This window comes from Rhizomicrobium sp. (assembly GCF_056722145.1).
On the sequence record NZ_JBWZET010000073.1, the window covers coordinates 1 to 3,761 of the forward strand.

The window sequence follows — 3,761 nt, forward strand, 5'->3', positions numbered from 1 at the left end:
GCAAAACCACTGACATCGCTGTCAGGGAGCTTTGCAAATCATTCGTCCTCCTTCATGAATTCTTTCATCATCGCCGTGCAAGAACCTGGCGCGGCTGTGATCAAGAGGCATATTGACAATGCTGGATCACAGACGTCGGGTTTTCGCTCGAGCGGAGGAAAGCGGGGCACATTCTGCGCTCCCACAAATCAGGGGTTCAAAAATGAAGACTTCCACGATCCGTGGCCTCAAGAGCGGCGCCGCGCCGCTTGTCCTGGGCCTGGCCATGCTGGCCGGCCCGGCTTTCGCGCAGGCGGCGCCCCAGCCGGCCGACCAACCGGCCGCCGAAGAACCGGCCAGCACAATCATCGTCACCGGTTCGATCGTGCGCAATGCCGCCGCCGCGACCGCCTCGCCGGTTACCTCGCTTTCGGCACAGGATCTCAGCACGCGCGGCATCACCACGGTCTCGGATGCGCTCCAGCAGTTGACCGCGAACAACGCCGGCACCGACCCGTCCAGCTGGTCGCCGTTCGGGTTCGCCACCGGCGCAAGCGCGGTTTCGCTGCGCGGCCTGAGCGATGCCTACACCCTCACCATCTTCAACAACCTGCGCAGCGCGCCTTACCCGCTGGCCGACGACGGCTACCGCAACTTCGTCGATGCCAACACCATTCCCGATTCGATCGTTGACCGGATCGACGTCCTGCAGGACGGCGCCTCGGCGACTTACGGCGCCGACGCTGTGGCCGGTGTCGTCAACGTCATCGTCAAGAAGCAGATCACCGGCCTGCACCTGAACGCTTCGGGTGCGATCTCGCAGCGCGGCGATGCCGGCGAGCGCCGCGCCGATGCCACCTATGGCTTCGGCAAACTCGATGAAGATGGCTACAACGTCTACATCAACGGCGAATACCAGATCAACGATCCGCTCTACATGAACCAGCGCGGTTATCCGTTCAACACCGCCGACCTCAGCGCGTTCTGCGGCACCGCCAACGGCCTCGGCTCCGTCGCCGCCGGCCAGCAGACCTGCATGACCAACTCGGTGCTCAATGGCATCCAGGCAGGCGGCGGCTACAACGGCTTCCAGTCGACGACCATCCCGTTCGTGCGCCAGTACGCCGCGCCGGGCGTCGGCGCGACCGGCCCGTACCAGCTGCTCAATCCGGCGGCCGGCTGCGGCGGGCTCACGGCGGTCACCCTGACCGCTGCGCAGATCAACGGTTCGACCTCGACCCCGCAGACGGTCTGCCAGCAGGACCTGGCGAAGCAGTACTACCAGTACGACCCGCGCATCGAACGCTGGGGCGCCAACGCCAAGGCCACCTTCAAGGTCGGCTCGAACGCCGAAGCCTACGCGATGTTCAACTTCTACGACGTGAAGACGGCGAACCAGTACACGCCGCTGAACTTCGCCGGTGCAACCGCTGCCGGCGGCACCACCATCACCACCAGCCAGATCTATCTGCCTGCCTATGTCTGCCCGACCGGCACCTCGACGGTGGTCGGCGGCATCCTCTCGGCCAGCGGCTGCACCGCGGCGAACGGCACGCTCAACCCGAACAACCCGTTCGCGGCATCGGGTTCCGTCGCGCGCCTGGCAGCCCGTTACGACCTGCCTCGCCAGACGTTCACCGACGCCAAGACCTATCGCATCTCGGGTGGCATCGACGGCTCGTTCGGCGAAGGCTGGAACTATGACATCGGCGCCACGGCAAGCTGGGTGACGCTCGACACGCTGCAACGCAATTACATCTACCTGCAGGGCCTGATGGACGCCGTTGCCCAGGGCACCTACAACTTCGTGAATCCGTCGGCCAATTCGGCTGCGGCTCGCCAGTTGATCGCGCCCGACAACTTCAACCACTCGGTCTCGAAGCTGACCCAGATCGTCGGCACGATCAACAAGGACTTCTTCAAGCTTCCGGGCGGCTCGCTCAACTTGGCGGTCGGCGCGGAATATCGTTATGAAGCGATCCACAATCCGAGCGCCAACCCGGCCAACAACGCCAACCCGACTGACCGCTTCTACAGCGTCAATTCGGTCGGTGTGGACGGCAGCCGCAGCCAGTACTCGCTGTCGTACGAAATCACGGCTCCGATCCTCGACACGCTCAAGGTGAAGGCGGAAGGTTCCTACGATCACTACTCGACCGGGCAATCGCACTTCTCGCCGAAGTTCGAGGCGGAATTCCGTCCGATCCGCGAGCTCAAGATCCGTGGCACCTATTCGCAGGGCTTCCGCATCCCGAGCTTCAACGAAGCGTTCGGCCTGCCGACCACCGGCTATGTCAACACCAGCATCAACTGCGCAACCTACGTCGCATTCTGCGCCGCGCACGCGAGCAACTTGTCGTACACGTCCGGGCAATACTCGTATGGTCTGACGTCGGTCGGCAATCCGGCGCTGGCGCCTGAAAAGTCGAAGTCGTTCACCGCCGGCATCGTGGTGACCCCGACCCCGCGGATCCAACTGACCGCCGACTTCTGGTACGTGAAGGTCACCGACGTGATTATCCCGGCCCTGCCCAGCCCGGCGATCTTCCAGCAGTACTACACCAACAACGGTGTGGTGAACATTCCCGGGTTCACCGTGACCCCGGGCGTGGCCGATCCGTTGAACCCCAACGCTCTGCCGCTGCTGGGCTTCATCCAGGCCTCGTACCAGAATGCCGACTCGCTGACCGCAAAGGGCCTCGACTTCAGCGGCCGGATCGCCCTGCCGCTTAACAGCAACGGCCTGAAGCTGAACAGCACGATCAACGCTTCGTACCTGCTGCGTCTCCAGCAGGTTGACGCTGGCGCGGTAGAGCGGTTCGACGGCACGCTCGGCCCGTGCAACATCACCAGCTGCTCGGGTGCTCCCAAGTGGCGCGTGACCTGGACGAACTCGCTGGACTTCAACAACAAGGGCAGCGTCTCGCTGACCGCCTACTATACCAGCGGTGTCTCCGAAGTCGCCACCGACGAAGGCGGCGTCTACGGCGATTGCACCGCCAGCGTCGGCGCTCAGGTGGCCTCGTACGCCGATGGCGCCACGCCGGTCGTCTGCAACAGCAAGGCGCTTTTCGATCTCGATGGCCATGCCGAGCTGAAGGTCCAGGATCACTTCAAGATCTATGCGGACATCAAGAACATCCTCAACCAGCGGCCGACCTTCGATCCGGGCGCTGCCTATGGCCTGTACAACTTCAACCCGGCCTGGGCAGACAGCCAGTTCATTGGCCGGTTCTTCCGCGTCGGCGTGAAGATCGATTACTGAGTTCGATCGACACGGAACAGAATCGGGGGCGGTCCAATGGACCGCCCCCTTTTTTGTTTGCCGGCAAGCTTGCATGGCGCGTAGGCAAACGCCCCACGGACGGGGCAAACGCCCCACGGACACACGAAAAAGGGCGCGGCGGAATTACCCGCCGCGCCCTTTTCGATTTGCCCTACCGGTCAAGCCGACCGGTCAACCCGGCCGGCGCGCGATCAGGCGGCCTGCTTCTTCGCCAGCTCGCGCTTCACCTTGAGCGCGCGGGCGGAGAGCTTGGTATCCGACGTCTTCAGCAGCCAGGCATCCAGCCCGCCGACATGCTCGACCGAACGCAGGCCGTTGGTCGACACGCGGAACTTGAAGCTGCGCTCCAGCCCGTCCGACATCAGCGTGACGTTCTGCAGGTTGGGCAGGAACACGCGCTTGGTCTTGTTGTTGGCGTGGCTGACGTTGTGGCCGATCTGGCGGCCCTTGCCGGTCAGTTCGCAAATGCGGGACATGGTTCTTCTCGCTTCAAAAT

2 protein-coding genes are annotated in these 3,761 nt (G+C 63.5%); one reads left to right on the forward strand and one right to left on the reverse strand.

Features of this window, described 5'->3' with window-relative positions:
* The first annotated feature begins 202 nt into the window (after positions 1-202).
* Positions 203-3,244: a TonB-dependent receptor plug domain-containing protein gene (locus AC1P6P_RS04065; RefSeq protein ID WP_481401158.1), complete on the forward strand. Its 3,042-nt coding sequence runs from the start codon at positions 203-205 to the stop codon at positions 3,242-3,244.
* Between the two features lie 212 nt (positions 3,245-3,456).
* On the opposite strand, the gene rpmB is transcribed toward AC1P6P_RS04065, so the two are convergent.
* Positions 3,457-3,741 (reverse strand): 50S ribosomal protein L28, encoded by a 285-nt coding sequence (rpmB, locus tag AC1P6P_RS04070; protein ID WP_481401159.1) that lies wholly within the window; start codon positions 3,739-3,741, stop codon positions 3,457-3,459.
* Between the last annotated feature and the right edge of the window lie 20 nt (positions 3,742-3,761).

Excerpts from the sequence above, each read along its gene's own strand:
- rpmB (WP_481401159.1), bottom strand. The coding sequence starts at position 3,741 with ATGTCCCGCATTTGCGAACTGACCGGCAAGGGCCGCCAGATCGGCCAC.
- AC1P6P_RS04065 (WP_481401158.1), top strand. The coding sequence starts at position 203 with ATGAAGACTTCCACGATCCGTGGCCTCAAGAGCGGCGCCGCGCCGCTT.